The 575-nt window shown below is 41.9% G+C and carries 1 protein-coding gene; it reads left to right on the top strand.

Annotation, left to right across the window (positions count from 1 at the left end; all coding sequences use genetic code 11):
• Positions 1-45 precede the first annotated feature (45 nt).
• Positions 46-575, top strand: a 530-nt coding sequence (locus FY251_RS20780) for a glycosyltransferase family A protein (RefSeq protein WP_148416851.1), incomplete at its 3' end; no start/stop codon positions are given.

Here is a 575-nt window from a genome sequence, read left to right as displayed (position 1 = left end):
GTCTTACAAGGTCGATAAATTATTCTAAACGGGAGTTTGAATTAGGTGATTATTAATAAATATACCTTCACTGTTGTAATTCCTGTTCATAATAAGCGACCCCACATCGCGCGCGCTATCGAGTCAGCTTTAGCACAAACCTTTGAGGACTTCGAGTTAATACTGATTGATGACGCATCAACAGACAGAAGCTCGGAAGTGTTAGAAAAGTATAAGGATCCCAGAATCCGTTTATTTAAGCGTGACTCAGCTGGAGGAGGGGGATATGCTGCAAGAAATTTGGGGATAAGGGAAGCGTGTAGTGAATGGGTTGCTTTTCTTGATGCTGATGACGAATGGTTTGAAGGTCACTTAAACGATCTGTATGAGCTTGCAGAAGAGTATCCTCAATCATCGATGCTTTGTTCTTCTTGGCTTATCGGTACTCAATCTGAGAAGAATATTAATTCATTTTCTAGAAGTAGAAAAGGGTCGCAAATTTTCTCTCCGAAAGAATATCTGGAGCTCCAGGCTGACGGGTGGGACGTGGTGAATACGAATGTCGTCGCAGTACGGAGAACCCAATTGTTGAGAAT

The organism is Haloferax sp. KTX1 (assembly GCF_902410085.1).
GTDB classification, from domain to species: Archaea; Halobacteriota; Halobacteria; order Halobacteriales; family Haloferacaceae; genus Haloferax; species Haloferax massiliensis.
The sequence above is the reverse complement of the archived record's forward strand: the minus strand, read 5'-3'. Positions and strand labels throughout refer to the sequence as shown.